Genomic DNA, 18,279 nt, shown 5'->3' with positions numbered 1-18,279 from the left:
GTGCGATGAAGCCCTCAGCGTACCGATGCCAGACCTCGGGCAATGTCAGTCAGCGTCCAAAAACTTGTAAGAGCCATGACCGCCGGTGTGCTCGCGCCCATCAAAGGCAGTCAGCCGGGGGCTGGCATGCCTGGGGAGCAACGAGGCAGGCCGGGTGGCTTACAGCGCGCCGCCCGAGCCGCGCGCACCCGACGAGGGAACGGCCACGCCCAGGATCGCCGCCGCCACGGCCTCGCCGACCTTGATGCCGTCCACACCGGCCGACAGAATTCCACCCGCGTAGCTGGCGCCTTCGCCGGCAGGGTACAGACCGCGCGTGTTGTCGCTCTGGAAGTCGGCGCCGCGGCCGATCTTGACCGGGGACGAGGTGCGGGTTTCCACACCGGTCAGCACGGCATCCTGCATGTCGTAGCCGCGAATCTTCTTGCCAAAGGCGGGCAGGGCCTCGCGCATGGCTTCGATGGCATAGGCGGGCAGGGCCTGGTGCAGATCGCCGAGACTGATGCCGGGCTTGTAGGAGGGCTGAACTTCGCCGAACTCCTTGGATGGCTTGCCGGCCACAAAGTCGCCCACAAGCTGGCCGGGCGCGCTGTAGTTCTGGCCGCCGAGCACATAGGCTTTGGACTCCAGCTGGCGCTGCAGCACAATGCCGGAGAGCGGGTGATGCTCGCCTTTTTGCAGCTTTTCGACGCCAAAGGTCTTGCCGTCAAAGGCCCAGGCAAAGCTTTCGGCGTCCTGCGGGTAGTCTTCTGGGCTGATGGCGCAGACCATGCCGGCATTGGCATTGCGCTCGGCGCGAGAGTACTGGCTCATGCCGTTGGTGACGACGCGCCCGGGTTCGCTGGTCGCGGCCACCACGGTGCCGCCGGGGCACATGCAGAAGCTATAGACGGCGCGGCCGTTTTTGGCATGGTGTACCAGCTTGTAGTCGGCAGCGCCCAGCAGCGGATGGCCGGCATCCTTGCCCCAGCGGGCGCGGTCGATCACGCTTTGCGGATGTTCGATGCGAAAGCCCACGGAGAAGGGTTTGGCCTCCATGGCCACGCCGCGCTCGTAGAACATGGCAAAAGTATCGCGCGAGCTGTGGCCCAGAGCCATCACGGCATGATGGGTGGGCAGCGCATAGCTTTGGCCGGTGGCCTGGTCGAGCACCTGCAGGCCGATCAACTGGCGCTGGCCGTCGACCTCTTCGATCTGTACATCGGTCACGCGCTGCTCGAAGCGGATTTCGCCGCCCAGGCGCACGATTTCCTCGCGAATGCCCTCGACCAGCTTGACCAGCTTGAAAGTGCCGATATGGGGGTGAGCCGCGTAGAGAATCTCAGGCGGCGCGCCATAGGTCACGAACTCGGTCAGCACCTTGCGGCCCAGATGGCGCGGGTCCTTGATCTGGCTGTAGAGCTTGCCGTCGGAGAAGGTGCCGGCGCCGCCTTCGCCATACTGCACATTGGACTCAGGTGTCAGCTCGCGCTTGCGCCACAGGCGCCAGGTGTCCTTGGTGCGCTCGCGCACGGTCTTGCCGCGCTCCAGCACGATGGGCCTGAAGCCCATCTGGGCCAGCACCAGCCCGGCAAACATGCCGCAGGGTCCAAAGCCCACGACCACGGGGCGCTCGTCCAGATCCGCCGGGGCCTGGCCCACGGGTTTCCAGCTCATGTCGGGCGTGGGATTGACATGGGGATGGTCGGCAAACTGCGTCAGCAGCGCGGCCTCCTGGCTCTCGTCGGCCAGCGCAATGTCGACGATGTAGACGGCCAGCAGTTCTGCCTTGCGCGCATCGAAGCTGCGCTTGTGCACATGCAGCTCGGCAATGGCGGCGGCCGCAATTCCCAGGCGCTCGGCCGCAAGCTGCGTGAGCTTGTCCGTGGGCTGGTATTCGGTGTGGTTCTCGGGGTGGTATTCAACCGCCGAGAGAGGGAGTTTGAGTTCTGCGATCCGGATCATGGCTTGTACCTATCAAGCAAGGGTCTGGATGGTAAGCCAAAGCCCTTGGGCCGGCTCGGCGTGGGCGGGGTGACCTTGGCGCCTGATCGGTGAAACCATCAAAAAACGTAGCGTATGGCGCTTTACGGTAAAGGCATGGATCGTATTTTTGTATAGCATCGGTAAAGATGAGGCAGTCGCTGACTGCGTTGGTGGCTGCGGCGCTAGCATGGTGCGATTCACAGACGAGTCCTTGCCGCCCATGACACAGCCGCACTCCTCATCCGAAACGCTTGTACCGGCCGCGCGCGCAACCTCGCGCAGAAGCTGGCTGCGGCAATCCGCAGCCCTGCTGGGGGCACTGCCCTTCATGCCATTGCCCGGTCGTGCCGCGCCCGCCGCAATCGGTTCGGCAGCAGCGCCGGCCACGGCCGGCACGGCGAAGGCCGCTGTTCCATGGCTCAGCGGCGGCACCAAGGCCATCACCGCTGCCGTGCGCGGCATCAATCCGTTTGCTGCCGCCGGGCTGGCGGGCGGCTGCCGCCTTACCTGCGAGGCCACCATAGGCCCCTGCCACACGCTGTCGCCCGAGCGCATGGATGTCAGCGATGGCTGGGATGGCCTCCCGCTGCATATGCAGATCCGTGTGGTCAACGATCGCTGCGAGCCGGTGGCGGGCACGATTGTGGAGATCTGGCATGCCAATCACACGGGCGGTTACTCGGGCCAGATTCACCGCATGTGCAACAACGATGCCGCCGATGTGAACAAGCAGTTCTTTCGCGGCTATCAGCGCACCGACGGCAATGGCGTGGCGCGCTTCGACAGCTGCTACCCCGGCTGGTATCGCGGCCGCGCCGTGCATGTGCACTTTCGCATTCAGCAAGGCAGCTACGATCCGGCGGACAGCGCTGCATCGTGGCTGACCAGCCAGCTGTTGTTCAGCGATGCGCTCAACAGCGAGATCTTTGCGCAGGCGCCGCTCTACAAGGACAAGGGCCAGCCCGATACCCGCCTGGATGTGGACAACGTGGTCGGGCAGGAGCCGGACAAGACGCCTTATGTCTTCGATGTGCAGAACCTGGGCGGGGTGATGCTGGCATCGAAGACCGTGGTGGTGCGCAGCGAGACTGCCCACAGGCCCTGCCAGGTCAAGGGCTCCATGCCGCCAGGCGGCCCGGTTGGGCCAGGAGGTCCGGGGCGGCCCGGCGGCATGATGCCGCCACCTCCGCCCGGCACCTGAGCCAGGCTTCAGATCACCAGTCTGGAGTAGCCGATTCCGGCTGCTTTTTCCACGCGGATCTGCGCCGGAATACGCTCCTTGAGCGCTTCCACATGGCTGATGACGCCAATCATCTTGCCGCTGGCGTTGAGTGCGTCTAGTGCGGCCAGGGCGATCTCCAGCGTGTCGCCGTCCAGCGTGCCGAAGCCTTCGTCCAGGAATAGCGAGTCAATCGAGGTCTTGCTGCTGACCAGATCCGACAGTGCCAGCGCCAGTGCCAGGCTGACGAGAAAGGCCTCGCCGCCCGAAAGCGTGCGCGTGTCGCGCGCCACATCGCCCTGCCAGCCGTCCACGATGTCCAGTTCCAGCTCGCCCGTGGGCTTGCGCCGCAGCAGATAGCGGCCGTGCAGGCGCTCCAGGTGCCGGTTGGCCAGATGCAGCAGATGGTCCAGCGTCAGCCCCTGGGCAAATTTTCGGAACTTGTCGCCCTTGGCGGAGCCGATCAGGCTGTCCAGGTGTTGCCAGAGATCGCTGTCCTGTTCCTGCTCGGCAATCCGGGCCAGCAGGGCTTGCTGGCCCGCGCGGCGCTGGTCGTCGTCCGCCAGGCGGGCGCGGTGGGCGCCCAGTTGCTCGGCCTGCTGGGCGCGTTCGGTCTCCAGCTGGGTAATCTGCTCGGTAATGGCTTCGGGTGCTTCATCGCTTAGCGCCTGTGCTTGCAGTACGGTCAGGCGCTGGCTGGCGTCTGCCTGCAAGGTCGCCGTGCGTTGTGCCGCGCCCTGAAGCTGGTTGCTCAGTGCCTGCAGACCTTGCTGTTCGGCATCGGACAGCAGGGCTGCAGTGTATTGAGCCTCGTCGGAAAACGGGCTGGCCTGCAGCGCTTGCTGCCATTCGGCCTGGGCCTGCCGCGTCGATTGCTGCAACTGCTCGAGCGTGGCTTGTGCCTGGCTTGTCTGACCTTGCAGCTTGGCCAGCTGCTGCGCTGTCTGCTCGAGCATGGTTTTGCAGTCATGCAGCGTGGCGGCGGCTGGCACTGTATAGGCGATGGCGTCGGCGGACAGGTCTGGCAGGGCCTGGCCGCGTTGCAGCCAGTGCTCTGCATCTTGCGCGGCTTGCTCTACCTGGCGTTGCAGCAGGTCGATCTGCTGGCTCAGCTCTTGCATTGCCTGTTGCTGGCGCTGCCATTGTTGCCATTCCTGCTGGCGTGCAGCCAGCCAGTCTGTCGTGTCCGCGCTCTCGGGCAATGCATAGCCTGCCGTCTGCAGGGCATGCTGCAAGCGGGTCTGCAGGCCGCAGGCCTGCTGCATCAAGGCTTGCAGTGCCTGAGCGGTCTGCTCCTGCTGCGTCAGATTGCTCTGCAGAGCCTGCCGGGTGCCGGCCTGTGCATGCTCGATCTGCTGCTGGTGTTGCAGGGCCGCCTGGAAGGCCTCTTTGGCCTGTTGCAGCTGGCGTTCGGCAGTTTCGGCATCGGCCAGGTTCTGCTGCAGCTGCGCAATCTGCTGCCCGGCTTCAGCGCAAGCGGTGCGCAGTGCATCGGGCTGTTGCCATGCAGCCTCGTCCGGCGGCACCACACTCTGCGCGCGCAAGTCAGCCCAGCGTGCCAGCCATTTTTCAATCTGCTGGGCAATGGCCTGGTGCTGCTCCTGCTGTTGCTGCTGCTGACCCTGGGCAGTGGCCAGCGCGGTGTTCAGCTGCTCGCCCTGGCGCTGCAGGGACTCGAGTTCACTCTGTGCCTGCTGCAGCGCAGCGCCAGTGGCTGATACATCCAGCGCCGCGTATTCGGTGATGGCTGGGTGATCCTGAGACCCGCACAGCGGGCAGGCTTCGCCGGGCTGCAGCGCGGCGCGGTGCTCTTGCAGGCTTTGGATGAGGCGCTCCTGGTCAAGCAGGGCTTGCTTGTCGGCCACCTTTTCCTTGAGCGCCTTGTACTGCGCACGCAAGTCATCGCGTTGCGCCAGCTGCTCCTGAATGCGGGAACCAACGGAGTTCAAGGCTTGCGCATTGCGCTGCTGCTGCACGTCCAGGGGCTGGCGCAGCGCGGCATGCTCCTGCAACTGCTGCCAGTGATGCAGCTGGCGCTCTGCGTTTTGCCAGTGGCTGCGCAACTGAGGCAAGCTGCCGTGCGCGACCAGTTGCTGCTGCAGGGCCTGCTCTGCGGCCTGCTGCTGTTGCCGCGTCAGGGAGACTTGCCGTGTCGACTGCGTGGATTGCTGCGTCTGTTCATCTGCTTGCTGCTGTAGTTGCCGGGCGAGCTTCTGCAACTGCGTCATCTGGCCTTCTGCCTGAACGGTTTGCCGTTGCAGTTGCTGGCCTTGCTGCAGCTGCTCGCGCCAGCCGCTGAGGTTTTCACCCAGCAGGGCGTGGCTGGCATGGGTCTGCAGCCATACGGCCAAATTAGCCTGCTGGGCCTGTGCAGACTGCAGCTGCAGCCTTGACTGCTGCAACTGATCGCCAGCCAATTGCCGGGCCTGCTGGTGTTGATGCCATTGCACGCTTTGGGCTTGCAGCCGCAGGGTATGCAGTTGCTGCAATTGCGCGGCCTGTTCGCTTTGCTGGTCTTGTGCCAGTTGCCAGCGATGGTGCATGGGCTGGATTGCCTGCGCAGGTCCGTGGGCCTGCAGACGCAGCAAATCGTGCGCGGCATCACTCAGCGCTTGCTGGGCGTTCGCTTGTGCATTGCGCGCCTGTTCCACGTCCTCCATGGCCTGCATGGTCTGTGCCTGCCAGCGTTGCACGGTTTGAAGTTGCCGGTGGCGTGCCTGCAGATCCGTCAAGCCGGTCTGCAGCAGCGCGGCCTGGGACAGCAGCTGCTCGCGCGTGCCGGCATCCAGAAGCTGCATGCCCTGGGCCTGGGCCTGCTGTTTTTCCAGGGCCTGGCGGGCGTCGCGCGCTCTTTCGAAAACGGACTGCGAGATGCGACCGTAGATATCGGTGCCGGTCAGTTCTTCGAGCAGCTCGGCGCGTTCATTGGCCGTGGCCTGCAAGAAGGCGGCAAAGCCTCCCTGGGCCAGCAGCATGGACTTGGTAAAGCGCGCAAAGTCCAGCCCGGTGATCTCGGCGATGCGCCGGGTTTTGTCCTTGACATGAGTGGTGAGTATGCTGCCGTCCGCTACCAGTGCCAGCTCCACCCTGGGAGCTTGCAGGGCTGCGTCCGGCTTGCCGCGCGCGCGGCGCTGGCTCCAGAAGGCGCGATAGGCCACGCCCTTGACTTCGAACTCCACCTCTGCTTCGCACTCACCGGTGTGGCGCGTCATGATGTCGTTGCTGCCGCTGATGCTGTCGAGCCGGGGCGTCTGGTGATAGAGCGCAAGGCAGATGGCATCGAGCAGTGTGGATTTGCCAGCGCCCGTGGAGCCGGTGATGGCAAACAGGCCGTTGTCGACAAAAGGGGCTGCGGTGAAGTCGATGTTCCACTCGCCCTTGAGCGAGTTCAGGTTCTTCAGCCGCAGTTTGAGAATTCTCATGCCGCTGCTCCTTGCTCGTCATGGAGACCGTGCAGCACCTGTCGATAGCGCTCGGTCAGCGCCGATTGCAGCGGCGGCTCCAGGCTCTCCTGGGCCAGTCGGCGCGCAAACACATCGAGCGGGGTGAGTTCATCCAGCGACTCGCGGGCCTCGCCGGACAGCGGTGCAGCAGCCTGGCTTCGCTGGCGCTTGATGCGCAGAATCTCCACGGACAGCGACTCGGCCATGGCCTGCACGCGCGCTGTGAGGTCGGTGAGATAGTCGTCCTCCTCTACCGTGACTTCAAGCCAGACAGGCAGATTGTTGCGGGTTTGCGCGGCGGCAGACTTCAGCAGCTCTGGCATCTGCGCCAGAGTGCCGGCGATGGAGGCCATGGGCTGGAACACCGGCACGGGCAGGGCGGTGACGGCCTGCAGCCCGTCGGCATCCAGATCCACCAGCAGTACCTGCTTGGCCTGTCTGGCTTCGTCAAAGCCCAGGGCGATCGGAGAGCCGCTGTAGCGGATGTGATCGAGTCCGCCGACGAGCTGCGGCTTGTGGATATGGCCAAGGGCGATATAGCAGGCCGGCGGGAAGGCATTGGTCGGAAAGGCCTCCAGTGCGCCCACATAGATTTCACGTACCGATTCATTGCTGCTGGCACCCACCGTGGTCAGATGGCCGGTGGCAATGATGGGCAGCAGTTTGCCTTGGGCGGCCTGCATCGCCTGTTGCTGCTGCAGGGCGGCGGCATACACGCGCTGGTAGGTGGACGCAATCGCGGTTTGCAGTGCCTGCTGCTTGTCCTGTGCGCTTTGACCGGCCTGGCTTTGCTGCACATCACGCGGGCGGATGAAGGGCAGGGCGCAGACGATACAGCCAGGCTCCTGCGCTGTGCCACGCCGCGGCAGCGTGACCACATGCCGGGCCTCATCACCGGTCGAACTGACCACCTGGGCGCCCAGGTAAGACAGCAGCTCGCGGCTTTCATCGAGTACGCTGACCGAGTCATGATTGCCCGCCAGCATCAGCAAGGCCGTGCCTGCGTCGTGCAGGCGCACGATGAGCTGGTTGTACAGCTCGCGTGCATAGCTGGGTGGGGCTCCGGTGTCGAAGATGTCGCCGGCGATCAGCACGGCATCCACGGCATGGGTCTGGACCTGGGTGAGCAACCAGTCGATCAGGGCCTGATGCTCGGCCTGACGGCTGCGGCCCATGAAGTGCTGGCCCAGATGCCAGTCGGAGGTATGAAGAAGACGCATGCGGCGATGGTATGTCAGCCGGGCCGACTGGCGGGTGCAGGCGCCGTCTTATTCGCTATCCAGCCGTGCTTGCGAAAGCTCTTGTTCGAACAATGCATGGCCTTTGGCCCAGCCGCCACCCCAGATCAAATCCATGGTCTCGGCCAGAGCATCCAGGCGCAGTTCGTCGAGGTCCGAGCGTGCATGCTCGGCCTGGAACAGGCGGTAGAGCGCGGCCTGGCTCATGCCTTCGTCCCTGAGGGCATGAGCCAGTTTCTCCAACGCCGCCACAGTCGGTGCCGGCTGACCTGGCCGCAAAGCTGCTTGCAGGCGTCGGGCAGGCATCATTTCAGCGCTTGCCTGTGCGTTTGGCCGTCCAGTAGCTGAATTCTTCCTTGCCCACTTCATAGTCCAGCTCCTGCAGCCGGGCCTGCAGGTTCTCCTGCACATCGGCCACGGCACGGTTGTAGATGCTGGGGCCTATTTCCGCGAGAAAGAAATTCAGCAGGGCACCGGATTGCATATTGCCTATGGGTTCGTCCATGTTTTCGCGGAAATAGCGTTCTATGGAGGCAATGGCCTGCTGCTGCGCGTGTTTGGGGAGTTCTATGCTCATCGATCAAGCTTTCTTGTAAATCTTCTTTCGCTTCAAGCGTCTGATTCTTCTTCAGCTGACTGGCTATCCTGTCTCGCAACAGGCGGCGTGACAGTGGCACTCTGCTTCGAGACTTCGGAGCAAGCTCAGGGTTTGAGGCGGATATTGCTGCACCACATGCACTTATTATGTGCATGAGCTCATATTGATGCACGCAGATGGCACGAATACGATGGCTGCTTCATCATTCGCAAGGAAAAGCCATGGCCCTCGCCATTCGAATCTACAGCTCAGGTGCACCCGAAGTGATGCAGCTCGAAGAGCTGGATCTGCCGTTGCCGGGGCCGGGCGAGGTTCTGCTCGAGCAGACCGCCATCGGTGTCAATCCTCTGGATGTCAATCAGCGCAAGGGCATGGTCCCGATTGCATTGCCTTCGGGATTGGGCCTTGAGGGCGCGGGTATTGTGGCCGCCGTGGGCTCGGGGGTGTCGGGCCTGAAGTCAGGCGATCGGGTCGGCTACGCCACCGGGCCGCTGGGCGCGTATGCCAGCGCGCGCTTGTTCCCCGCTGACCGTCTGATCAGGCTTCCGGACGCACTTGGGGACGAAGCTGCCGCATCGGTCCTGTTCAAGGGCATCACGGCCCAGTACCTGCTCAAGACCACCGGCCAGGTGAAGCAGGGCAGCCGAGTGCTGATCTATGGCGCAGCGGGGGCTCTGGGGCAACTGATGTGCGCTTGGGCCAAGCATCTGGGCGCCCAGGTTCTGGGCGTCGTCTCCAAGCCCGCCAGCGTGGAACGCGCCAAGGCGGCAGGCTGCGACCAGGTGTTTGTCTTTGATGCGCAGACACTGGCATCCCAGGTGATGCAGGCCACGCAGGGCCAAAAGGTGGATGTGGTCTACGACTCCATCGGAAAAGACACTTTCCTGGCTTCGCTGGACTGCCTGCGACCCAGAGGGCTGATGGTGTCGTTTGGTGCCACATCGGGCCTGCCGCCTGCCGTCGAGGTGGGCGTGCTCAATGCCAAGGGCTCGCTGTTTCTGACCCGTCCGTCTCTGGCCGCGCATACGGCAACGACAGAGGAGTATCAGAGCCGTGCGCAGGACGTGCTGGATGCCATCGCAGGCGGCATACTCACGCCTCGCATATGGAAAAGCTACGCGCTCAGGGACGCAGCCCTGGCGCACGCAGACCTGGAGCAAGGACGCTCGCAAGGCTCGATCATCCTCACCCCCTGAATCGCTACAGACACCATGGAGATATTCGACAGCCAGCACATGGATGAGCTCTCCACGCTGGTCGCACTGGCAGACCAGGGTTCGTTTGCCGCTGCGGGACGATTGCTGGCGCGTCACCCTTCGGTGCTCTCCAAGCGCATGCAGGCTCTCGAGCGCAGACTGGGCGTGCGCCTGGTGGAGCGCACCACGCGCCAACTGCATTTCACCAACGAGGGCTGGCGACTTGTCGAAAAGCTGCGCCAGGCTGCCCATCTGATTCGGGATGCAGAGCAGGAAGCGGCGCAGGGAGCGCAGGAAATACGGGGGCGCCTGCGCTTGTCCATGCCTGCGACGATGGGGCGGCGGTGGATCAGCCCCATGCTGGCGGATTTTTCCCTGGCCTACCCGGAGGTTGCGCTTGAAGTGGAGTACAGCGAGCGCATCGTGGACATTGTGGGAGAGCGTTTTGACGCCGCCATACGTATCGGCAATCTGGCGGACAGCCGGCTGGTTGCCACGCGGCTATGTGATCAGTACCGCCTTCTGTGTGCATCATCCAGCTATCTTGAGCGCCATGAAGCGCCAAGCAGGCCTGCGGATCTCGCTCATCACAACTGCCTGGGCTACACCGGCCTGCTGGACTTTCCGCAATGGCGGCTGGTTCAGCCGGCAGGAAAGAAGGTCGCCAGTGTTGCCGAATCGGTGCGCGTCAGTGGCTCCATCCTCAGTAACGACAATGAAGCGCTGCTTCATGCGGCTCTCAAAGGTGTGGGCATCATCGCCGGCAGTGACTGGCACCTCATGCCCTCCATCCATGCTGGAGAACTCGTCCGCATACTGCCGCAATGGACATTGGGGGAAGCCGGAGGCATCTACCTGGTGCGCCCATCGGGGCGGTACAACACCGGCGTCATGAAGGCATTCAGGCAATGGGTGACCGAGGCCTTTGCGGCAGCGCCCTGGCGGCCCGCAGACCGCTGAGGAGCCTTGCCTGTCCCGCTGCTTCAGGGCGATGAGGACGGACCGCACAAGGCCTGGGGCGCGGTTGCTGCGCGAGGATCAGGAGTCGCTCTTGCTTCCCAGCCAGGCCGCGCTATTGAGAAAGAACCGTACCAGCTCGCTCTGACGGCGTGCGCCGGTCTTGGAGAAGATGGAGCGCAGGTGAGCTCTTGCGGTATTGAGGCGAATGCCCAGCTCTTTGGCAGCCTCCTCCAGTGTCAAACCATGGGTCAGCTGTATCACCAGCGAGGTTTCTGCAGAGGTGAGCTGAAACAGCTGCTGCGCCAGATGTGTGGAAGGATCGGCTTTGCCATCCGTGTTGCGCATGAACACGGCGACGCAGGGACGGCTCTTTCCCTCCGCTCTTTCGCCCGAGGAAATGCTTTGGACCACAAGCCCCCAGTTGAGCTGACCCGAAGGGCGGGCAATCGAGATGCCTTCGGTCATGACGGACGTCGATGCCTGGGATGACAGCAAGGCATCCTTGACCAAGCGCTGGAGCTTTCGGTTGTCGCTGGCATATTCAGCCTCCAGCATGCCGCCGGAGATCCTGAGTCCATCCTGAGCATCGAGAATGCCTTTGGCCGCAGGATTGCTTTCCAGCAATCGGCCATTCTGGTCCAGGATGACGACACCCACCATCAAGCGAGCCGTGACGGTGCTGTACAGCGACATGACCTGACGATCATGGTGCAGTGCCAGATGCATGTTCAGCGCACGGCGGATGTGCGGCATGAGCATGCGCCCCAGATCCAGATCCCGCTGACTGAAGGCGGGCTCCGACTCGGGGCGCGTGATCCGCAGGCCGTAGACACTGCCATCCGTGGTCACGATATCTGCAGCCATCACATGGAAAATATTGTGCAGACGGCACCAGTCCTTGTAATAGATGCAGCTGCGCCACTCGTGCTCAGACATGAGGTCCGGAATGGTCGTGAATTGCTCCTTGGGCATGCCAAGGAAAGGACTGTGCTCGCTGTAGACGTCGTGCGTAAGCAAGCCCTCGAGCCCTCCGGATGCGGTGACCACCAAACCGATATTGTCTCCCTCGGTCTGGCGGATGATCAGCACTGCAAAATTGCTGCGCATATGCGTGCGAATCACCTCCAGGCAGGGAACCCAGGCCTGCGGCAAAGAAGCCGCATCGTAGAGGTGATTGATGAATTCGCTGAAGCGCTCCGCACTGATCAGCTCTGTTGTCTCAGGGTTCTGAACTCCGGAGATCGAGCCATCTTTGAGAGCAAAAGTCATTGAGGCTTGTGCGTAATCGATGGGTTTCAGTTTGCCGTAGGTGGGGCTCATTGCATTGACCTCTTGCTGTCTCGCATTATCAGCGCCTGGTTGTTCGGCTTCGATTTGCAAGACTTCACCCATGGCGTCATTGGTGTCCCTGGTTCCGGCGCTGGCCGGGACGAGCCGGCAGGAATTGGCAGGGCCGACATTCTCGGTCCTGGCCCGATCAGCGCCGGCAGCCGCAGGTGCCGGCACACGGAGGCATCGCACTGTCTGGCGAGGCATCAATCGTCAAAGTCCCAGAGCTCATGCAGGTCCAGGCGCAGGCGGCTATCGCTCTCCAGCGTGTCCATGCGTGCCATGCGCTCGGCCAGCGCTGCGTCGGCAAGCACACGGCGCGCAGCCAGGAGCTCGGCCAAGCCGGACTCGCCGGCACGATAGGCGCGCATTGCGCGGTCGGTCGCACTGCGCTGAAGCGTCGCCGCTCGGACCTGCGCCGCGGCTGCAGCTCGCCTGCCATTCAGCTGACTCCAGAGCACATCGAAGTCCGCCCCCAGGCGTCTGGCTACCGCCAGGCGACGCGACAGTGCTGCATCGGCATCGGCCAGCGCGGCCGCAGCCTGGGAAGCCCGGTGGGCGGAGCCCAGTGGCAGACTGATGCTGAGGCCTGCAATGCGCTCGGCACCACCACGCTCACTGCTGGCAAACACACCGATAGTGAGGTCTGGGCGGCGCTCGAGATCCGTGCGGCGGGCCTGGTGCTGCGCCAGAGTTTCCTCGGACAGGGCCAGCAAATACTCATGGCTGTGCTCTATGTAGCGTGAGCGCAGCTGAGCCTCCGATCCGTTCGGGAGTGCGGGCAGCGCGCTTGCGTCGATTGAAATGCCGGCCAGAGGGCAGAGGTCGGGAAAGCGTGAGCAGAGCTCGGCCTGCGCCGAGGCCCGCGCGGCCTCTGCTGCGGCCAGCGCAGCCTGCATGCGGGCCTGTTCGGCGGCTGCCAGCTCGGCTTCAAGCCTGGCCGCATCGCCCGCGCGCAGACGGCGCTCGGTGATGCTTGCAAGCTCTGCAGCGGCATCGGCATTGTCCTGCGCCGCCTGGCGGGCCTGAGCAGAGCGCTGAGCCGAAAACCACAAGGCCAGCAATTGGCGTGCAGTCTCGTGCCGGGCGTCCTGCGCTGCCAGCAGGCCGGTGGTCCGGGTTGCCTCGGCCAGCTCGGCGTCGACGGCTGCCTTGCCCCAGAGTCGTAGCGGTCGCTCGATGGCAATCTGGCCTTCGGTGAATCGCTGGCCGGAGCCATCATGGGTCCAACGGCGCTGACCACTAGCTCGGACTACTGTTTCATGGGGGCCCACGCGCAGACCGTCGGCTCGAGCCTGAGCACCCCTTCGTGCTGCGTCGGCTGCTTGCACGGTAGGCGACTGTTCTACCGCCATGCGCACCGCCGCCTCCGAAGGCAGGTAGCTCTGAGCCTGGGCTGCACTCGTAAAAAGTAGAACTGTGGCACAGGCATGAAGCAGACGATTTTTCATAGGCAAACTCCGAAAATACGATTTGGAGCTACCGTGGGCTCTGTTGCAGAAAGCGTTTGCAGCTTTCATTTTTGAACTTCCCTAGCACTGCGTGCTACGCCAAAGCGCTCAAACAGCAGTGGTAACAACAGCAGGGTCAGAGCCGTGGAACTGATCAATCCCCCCGCCACGACGACGGCCAACGGACGCTGAATTTCCGAGCCAGGGCCAGTAGCCAGCAGCAGCGGCACCATGCCCAGGGCCGTGATGCAGGCCGTCATCAGCACAGGCCTCAGGCGGTCGCGCACGCCTTGACGTACAGCCTGGGTCAGCTCCATGCCTGACGCCAGCAGTGCGTTGAAGTGCGAAACCAGCACCACGCCGTTGAGCACGGCAATGCCCAGCAGTGCAATAAAGCCCACAGAGGCGGGCACCGACAGGTATTCGCCGCTTATGCGCAATGCGGCCATGCCTCCCACTAGTGCGAACGGAATGTTGGCAATGACCAGCAAGGCCTGTCGCATTGAGCGGAAGGTGAGAACCAGCAACACGAAGATCGCCGAGAGCGCCACAGGAACGACCAACGCAAGGCGGGCGGCCGCGCGCTGCTGGTTTTCGAACTGGCCGCCCCAGACAATGCGCAGATCCTTGAGTGCGGGGTCGGCAGTCACAGATGCCCGGGCCTCGCTTACGAAGCTTGCGAGATCGCGTCCTTCGACATTGACCTGAACCACGGCGAAGCGCGCTCCGTCCTCATGGTCGATACGTACCGGTCCGTCCTGAGGGGAAAGTGTCGCTAGCGAAGTGAGTGGCCAAGTGGTCCCGTCGGGGGCGGTCACAAGAAGGCTTGCCAGGCCTTCGGGTGATTGCCGCAGTGTCGTTCCGCCACGAAGCAGTAGCGGCGTACGTACCATGCCTTCGGGCACGATGCCTATACGATCGCCCTCAATCAATGCGCGTAACTGGGCCTGCAAGGCATCACCGGAAAAGCCGGATTGGCCAAGTGCAGCACGATTGAGAACGACTTGCAGATATTGCACGCCGCTGTTGCTGGGGGCAATGACTTCGGAGGCGCCGGAGACGGTGCGCATGCGTGCAGCAATCGCCTGGGCCGCGGCATCGATCTTGGTCAGGTCGGTACCGAAGATCTTGATGGCCACGTCGCCTCGCGAGCCGGTCAGCATCTCGGACACGCGCATCTCGATGGGCTGCGTAAAGCCGTAGATCAGGCCCGGAAAGCCTTCCATCACGCGGCGGATGGCATCTGCAATATCTTCCTTGCTGCCACGCCACTCAGCACGTGGCTTGAGCACCAGAAAGGTGTCGGTCTCGTTGAGGCCCATGGGGTCCAGCCCCAGATCGTCCGAGCCCGTGCGCGCCACGATGGAGCGGATTTCCGGGACGCCTTCGAGCAGGGCTTGTTGCACGCGCTGATCCATATCCAGCGATGCGGTCAGTGAAATTGACGGGGCTTTTTGCAGCTGCACGATGAGATCGCCTTCGTCCATGGTTGGCATAAAGGTCTTTCCCACTGACAGATACAGGGCCGCTGCGCCGGCCAGCGTCGCCAGTGCGATGCCAAACACCGTGCGCCGGTGCGCCAGGCTCCAGGCCTGTAGCCAGGCAAAGCCGCCGGACAGCTTTCGCATCAGCCAGGGGGCATCACTGGAATGCGAGCGCAGCAGCAGTGAAGCCAGCGCCGGAACCACAGTAAATGCGATGAGTACAGACGCGCCAAGGGCCAGAACGATGGTCAGGGCGACTGGCGCGAACAGCTTGCCTTCCAGGCCTTGCAGCGTCAGCAGCGGCAGGAACACAATGGCGATGATGGAAACGCCTGCCAGCATGGGGGCAGACACTGCCGATACGGCATCCCGGATCAGGCCGAAACGGTCCACGGACTTTGCCGAAGACGCATCTTCTTGACTGTGAGCCAGTGCTGTCTCGATGTTCTCCACCACCACCACCGAGGCATCCACCAACATGCCCAAAGCGATGGCCAGACCACCCAGGCTCATCAGATTGGCCGTCAGGCCCACGTAGCGCATGAGCAGGAATGTGGCCAGCATGGACAGAGGGAGTGTGGCGGCCACTACCAATGCAGCGCGCACGCCGCCAAGGAACAGATAAAGGATGACGACTACGAGCACGCTGGCTTCGACCAATGCGCGCACTACGGTGCCGGCGGCACGCGAAACCAGTTCGCCCCGGTTATAGAACACCTGGATGCTCATCCCTTTGGGCAGGCGCGGTACCAGCTCGTCCAGTCTGGCCTGCACTGCATCGACCAGACTGCGAGCATCCACGCCGCGCAGTCCCAGAACCAGTCCCTGGACGGCCTCGCCCTGGCCATCACGACTCACGGCGCCGTTGCGAGTGGCCTCGCCCAGGCGTACCGTGGCCACATCACCTACCGTGGCTGCGGCCTGTCCGTTTCTGGCCGGAACGATCACGACGGCCCGCAAATCGTCGAGCCCGCGCACGCCACCTTCCACGCGTACCACCCAATGCTCCTCACCTCGGTCCAGTCGGCCTGCTCCATCGTTGCGATTGTTGGTGTCGAGTGCCTGACGCAACTGCTCCAAGGCCACGCCACGCGCGCGCAGCCTCGCAGGATCGGGAATCACCTCGTAGCCCCGTACCACGCCACCCAGGGCATTCACGTCGGCAACGCCGGCGACAGTGCGCAAGGCCGGCCGTATCACCCAGTCCAGCACACGTCGGCGTTCGGCCAGAGAGTAGCTCTCGCCATCAACCGTAAACATGAACATCTCGCCCAACGGCGTGGTGATGGGGGCCAGCCCTCCTTCTGCGCTAGCAGGCAGGTCGCGCTGTATGCCGGCCAGCCTTTCGGAGACCTGCTGGCGAGCCCAGTAAACGTCCGTACCCTCGGCAAAGTCCACAGTCACGTCGCTGATGCCGTACTTGGAAACCGAGCGCACGATGGTCTTGTGCGGCAGACCCAGCAGCTCCTGTTCCACGGGGGTGGAGACGCGCTGCTCCACCTCTTCAGGCGTCATGCCCGGCACCTTCAGGATCACTTTGACCTGGGTTGGTGAGATGTCGGGGAACGCATCTATGGGTAGATGCACATAGGCCCAGGCGCCGGCCAGTGCCAGTGCCAGTGCTGCGAGTAGCACTAGAGCCCGCTGACGCAGCGAAAAATCGATCAGCCTGGCCAGCATCACTGACCTCCGGACAGCAGGTTCTTGAGCGCAGCGATACCTGCAATCGCAATCCCCGCATTTGCTGGAAGCACTCCGCGCACCACGGCTGTAGCTTCGTCTCTGGTTTCCACCGACAAGGGGGCGAAGCGCACGCTCTTGTCCGTGCGGATGAACACACCGGTCTGGCCTTGCCAGTACACCAGTGCCGAGGCGGGGATGCGCAGACGGTTGCCTGCTTTCGACTGCGCCTTGTCCGTGTCTGAATCCTTCAGCGTCAATAGGGCTGTAACACTTTCTCCCAAGCGCAGATCCCCGCTCTTGGTTAGCGCAACACGCACACGCATCCCTGCGCTACCGTCGCCAACTGGCGCAATACCCTCGACACGGCCTGCGGCGCCGCGAGTGATGACCTGCACACTGTCACCTACGGCGGGCAGTGGGACCTCTCGACCCAGTAGCAAATCGAGTTCCAACGCCTTGGGATCAGCCACTCTCACCAAGGGTGCCGATGCATCGACACGCGCGCCTGGTTGGACCATTACTTCAGTCACAATGCCGGCACGCGTTGCCAGCAACTGCGCCTCATTCCCAGCCAGTTTCACACCACTGGCAGCCAGCTCGGCGCGTCGGGCTTGTGCCATGGCCGCAGCCTCTGTGGCTCGTGCCTGTGTTGACTGCCATCGACTGGCAGCGATGATGCCGTCTTCATGGAGCAATCGGTCTCGCGTCAGGGATTGCTGTGCCAGCCGCGACTGTGACTCGGCTTCCGCCACTGCGCGACGCGCTTCATAAAGCTGAGGGCTGGTGAAAGTCACCACGGGCTGACCCGCTCGCACGGACTGGCCTACAGCTACCAGCACACGTGGCAGCGCCCCCGCATAAGGCGCAGCCACAACAACCTGGGCATCGGGTTTCAGAACCACACGCGCATGAGCCGAGATATTGAGCTCGCCAGAACTCTGGATGGATTGGAAGCGCACGCCCAAGGTACGCGCCTGCTCAGGGGATAGAGACACGGCCTCGGCGGCCATGCCTGCGACTGGCAGCGCAAGTGCGCCGGCCAACAGCCATTGGTGGAAGAGCATTCCTGACTCCGGAAAAAGAAAAGACATGCATCCGTGCGTATGCATGGATGCTGGCAAGCCTGTGAAAGGCTTGGGAGGTCAGGAAAACTGAGGCGGAGCTTGGGCCGGGGATGGTCGTATGACGCGACCTTGCCAGCGTGAAAGCCTGTGCGCCGGCTCGGGAGGGGATGTGGGCCTTGCGGCAGTGCAACGCATGAGCGAGGCACGCAGACCCCAAGTCAGCAGAGTGAGGCCAATAACGGCCAACAGCGGGACAGGGACCAAGTCTAGCGGTTGCAATGCATTCTGCACGTCAACTTCAAAAGGCTCGGATTGAGCTTGATGGACATCGTGGTCACTGAGAGAGTCGTGTCCAGTGAACAGATGGAAATGAGAATCAGCAATTCTGGAAGGCGTCGTGTGCACATGCAGGCCAGATTGATTCGGAGTCCCGAAGTGGCCGTGCAGCAGCGGTATCAGCAGTTGCGCCGCCATGATCAGCAGCAGCAATGCGCTCCGCAGAGAAAGTCTCTGGATTGCACGCAACATGCGGTCGATTGTAGCGCTGAGACTTTCGGCCCAACAACACAATCCATTGATCAGGACTAGACATTCCGCCGACAAGCCGCCCGGCCGTTCGGCTGGCCGCTGCTGGTCGGCTATCCGCAGC

At 63.2% G+C, this 18,279-nt stretch carries 12 protein-coding genes; 3 read left to right on the top strand and 9 right to left on the bottom strand.

Annotation, left to right across the window (positions count from 1 at the left end; translation table 11 throughout):
• Nucleotides 1–159: 159 nt before the first annotated feature.
• A complete protein-coding gene (locus tag F0P97_RS24010; protein WP_182284616.1) occupies nt 160–1,944 on the bottom strand; it encodes an NAD(P)/FAD-dependent oxidoreductase in 1,785 nt (594 codons plus the stop codon).
• 208 nt (nt 1,945–2,152) lie between these two features.
• Between F0P97_RS24010 and F0P97_RS24005 the strand changes: the two genes are divergently transcribed.
• The gene (locus F0P97_RS24005; protein ID WP_182284615.1) at nt 2,153–3,166 is read left to right on the top strand and encodes an intradiol ring-cleavage dioxygenase; all 1,014 of its coding nucleotides are present in this window, start codon (nt 2,153–2,155) and stop codon (nt 3,164–3,166) included.
• Nucleotides 3,167–3,174: 8 nt separating this feature from the next.
• On the opposite strand, the gene F0P97_RS24000 is transcribed toward F0P97_RS24005, so the two are convergent.
• The 4 genes from F0P97_RS24000 to F0P97_RS23985 are packed head-to-tail and all read right to left on the bottom strand — an operon-like array spanning nt 3,175 to nt 8,442.
• Nucleotides 3,175–6,606 (bottom strand): SbcC/MukB-like Walker B domain-containing protein, encoded by a 3,432-nt coding sequence (locus tag F0P97_RS24000; RefSeq protein ID WP_182284614.1) that lies wholly within the window; start codon nt 6,604–6,606, stop codon nt 3,175–3,177.
• Entirely contained in the window at nt 6,603–7,847 is a 1,245-nt protein-coding gene (sbcD, locus tag F0P97_RS23995; RefSeq protein WP_182284613.1) for an exonuclease subunit SbcD, read from the bottom strand. Before sbcD ends, F0P97_RS24000 begins: the two co-directional genes overlap by 4 nt.
• A 48-nt stretch (nt 7,848–7,895) precedes the next feature.
• On the bottom strand, nt 7,896–8,174 hold the full coding sequence (locus F0P97_RS23990) for a hypothetical protein (protein ID WP_182284612.1): 279 nt from the start codon (nt 8,172–8,174) through the stop codon (nt 7,896–7,898).
• 1 nt (nt 8,175) lies between these two features.
• Nucleotides 8,176–8,442 (bottom strand): DUF2164 domain-containing protein, encoded by a 267-nt coding sequence (locus F0P97_RS23985; RefSeq protein ID WP_003068137.1) that lies wholly within the window; start codon nt 8,440–8,442, stop codon nt 8,176–8,178.
• Nucleotides 8,443–8,684: 242 nt separating this feature from the next.
• On the opposite strand from F0P97_RS23985, the gene F0P97_RS23980 reads away from it, so the two are divergent.
• On the top strand, nt 8,685–9,659 hold the full coding sequence (locus F0P97_RS23980) for a quinone oxidoreductase family protein (RefSeq protein ID WP_182284611.1): 975 nt from the start codon (nt 8,685–8,687) through the stop codon (nt 9,657–9,659).
• Between the two features lie 15 nt (nt 9,660–9,674).
• Nucleotides 9,675–10,619: a LysR family transcriptional regulator gene (locus tag F0P97_RS23975; protein WP_182284610.1), complete on the top strand. Its 945-nt coding sequence runs from the start codon at nt 9,675–9,677 to the stop codon at nt 10,617–10,619.
• A gap of 78 nt (nt 10,620–10,697) precedes the next feature.
• Here F0P97_RS23975 and F0P97_RS23970 read toward each other — a convergent pair whose 3' ends face one another.
• From F0P97_RS23970 to F0P97_RS23955, 4 genes are all read right to left on the bottom strand, one after another.
• Complete coding sequence (locus tag F0P97_RS23970; RefSeq protein WP_182284609.1) at nt 10,698–11,939, bottom strand: helix-turn-helix transcriptional regulator; 1,242 nt, start codon at nt 11,937–11,939, stop codon at nt 10,698–10,700.
• A 215-nt stretch (nt 11,940–12,154) separates the two neighbouring features.
• Nucleotides 12,155–13,399, bottom strand: a complete 1,245-nt coding sequence (locus F0P97_RS23965; protein ID WP_182284608.1) for a TolC family protein — start codon at nt 13,397–13,399, stop codon at nt 12,155–12,157.
• Between the two features lie 65 nt (nt 13,400–13,464).
• The gene (locus tag F0P97_RS23960) at nt 13,465–16,563 is read right to left on the bottom strand and encodes an efflux RND transporter permease subunit (RefSeq protein WP_182284607.1); all 3,099 of its coding nucleotides are present in this window, start codon (nt 16,561–16,563) and stop codon (nt 13,465–13,467) included.
• Nucleotides 16,563–17,630 carry an efflux RND transporter periplasmic adaptor subunit gene (locus tag F0P97_RS23955; protein ID WP_182284606.1) on the bottom strand — a complete coding sequence of 356 codons (1,068 nt, stop codon included), beginning with the start codon at nt 17,628–17,630 and terminating at the stop codon, nt 16,563–16,565. Before F0P97_RS23955 ends, F0P97_RS23960 begins: the two co-directional genes overlap by 1 nt.
• Nucleotides 17,631–18,279 lie beyond the last annotated feature (649 nt).

This window comes from Comamonas testosteroni (genome assembly GCF_014076415.1).
Taxonomy (GTDB): Bacteria; Pseudomonadota; Gammaproteobacteria; order Burkholderiales; family Burkholderiaceae_C; genus Comamonas; species Comamonas testosteroni_F.
The sequence above is the reverse complement of the archived record's forward strand: the minus strand, read 5'-3'. Positions and strand labels throughout refer to the sequence as shown.

Excerpts from the sequence above, each read along its gene's own strand:
- F0P97_RS23985 (WP_003068137.1), bottom strand. The coding sequence starts at position 8,442 with ATGAGCATAGAACTCCCCAAACACGCGCAGCAGCAGGCCATTGCCTCC.
- F0P97_RS23965 (WP_182284608.1), bottom strand. The coding sequence starts at position 13,399 with ATGAAAAATCGTCTGCTTCATGCCTGTGCCACAGTTCTACTTTTTACG.
- F0P97_RS23955 (WP_182284606.1), bottom strand. The coding sequence starts at position 17,630 with ATGCTCTTCCACCAATGGCTGTTGGCCGGCGCACTTGCGCTGCCAGTC.
- F0P97_RS24010 (WP_182284616.1), bottom strand. The coding sequence starts at position 1,944 with ATGATCCGGATCGCAGAACTCAAACTCCCTCTCTCGGCGGTTGAATAC.
- F0P97_RS23960 (WP_182284607.1), bottom strand. The coding sequence starts at position 16,563 with ATGCTGGCCAGGCTGATCGATTTTTCGCTGCGTCAGCGGGCTCTAGTG.
- F0P97_RS23980 (WP_182284611.1), top strand. The coding sequence starts at position 8,685 with ATGGCCCTCGCCATTCGAATCTACAGCTCAGGTGCACCCGAAGTGATG.
- sbcD (WP_182284613.1), bottom strand. The coding sequence starts at position 7,847 with ATGCGTCTTCTTCATACCTCCGACTGGCATCTGGGCCAGCACTTCATG.
- F0P97_RS23970 (WP_182284609.1), bottom strand. The coding sequence starts at position 11,939 with ATGAGCCCCACCTACGGCAAACTGAAACCCATCGATTACGCACAAGCC.
- F0P97_RS24005 (WP_182284615.1), top strand. The coding sequence starts at position 2,153 with ATGGTGCGATTCACAGACGAGTCCTTGCCGCCCATGACACAGCCGCAC.
- F0P97_RS23975 (WP_182284610.1), top strand. The coding sequence starts at position 9,675 with ATGGAGATATTCGACAGCCAGCACATGGATGAGCTCTCCACGCTGGTC.
- F0P97_RS24000 (WP_182284614.1), bottom strand. The coding sequence starts at position 6,606 with ATGAGAATTCTCAAACTGCGGCTGAAGAACCTGAACTCGCTCAAGGGC.
- F0P97_RS23990 (WP_182284612.1), bottom strand. The coding sequence starts at position 8,174 with ATGATGCCTGCCCGACGCCTGCAAGCAGCTTTGCGGCCAGGTCAGCCG.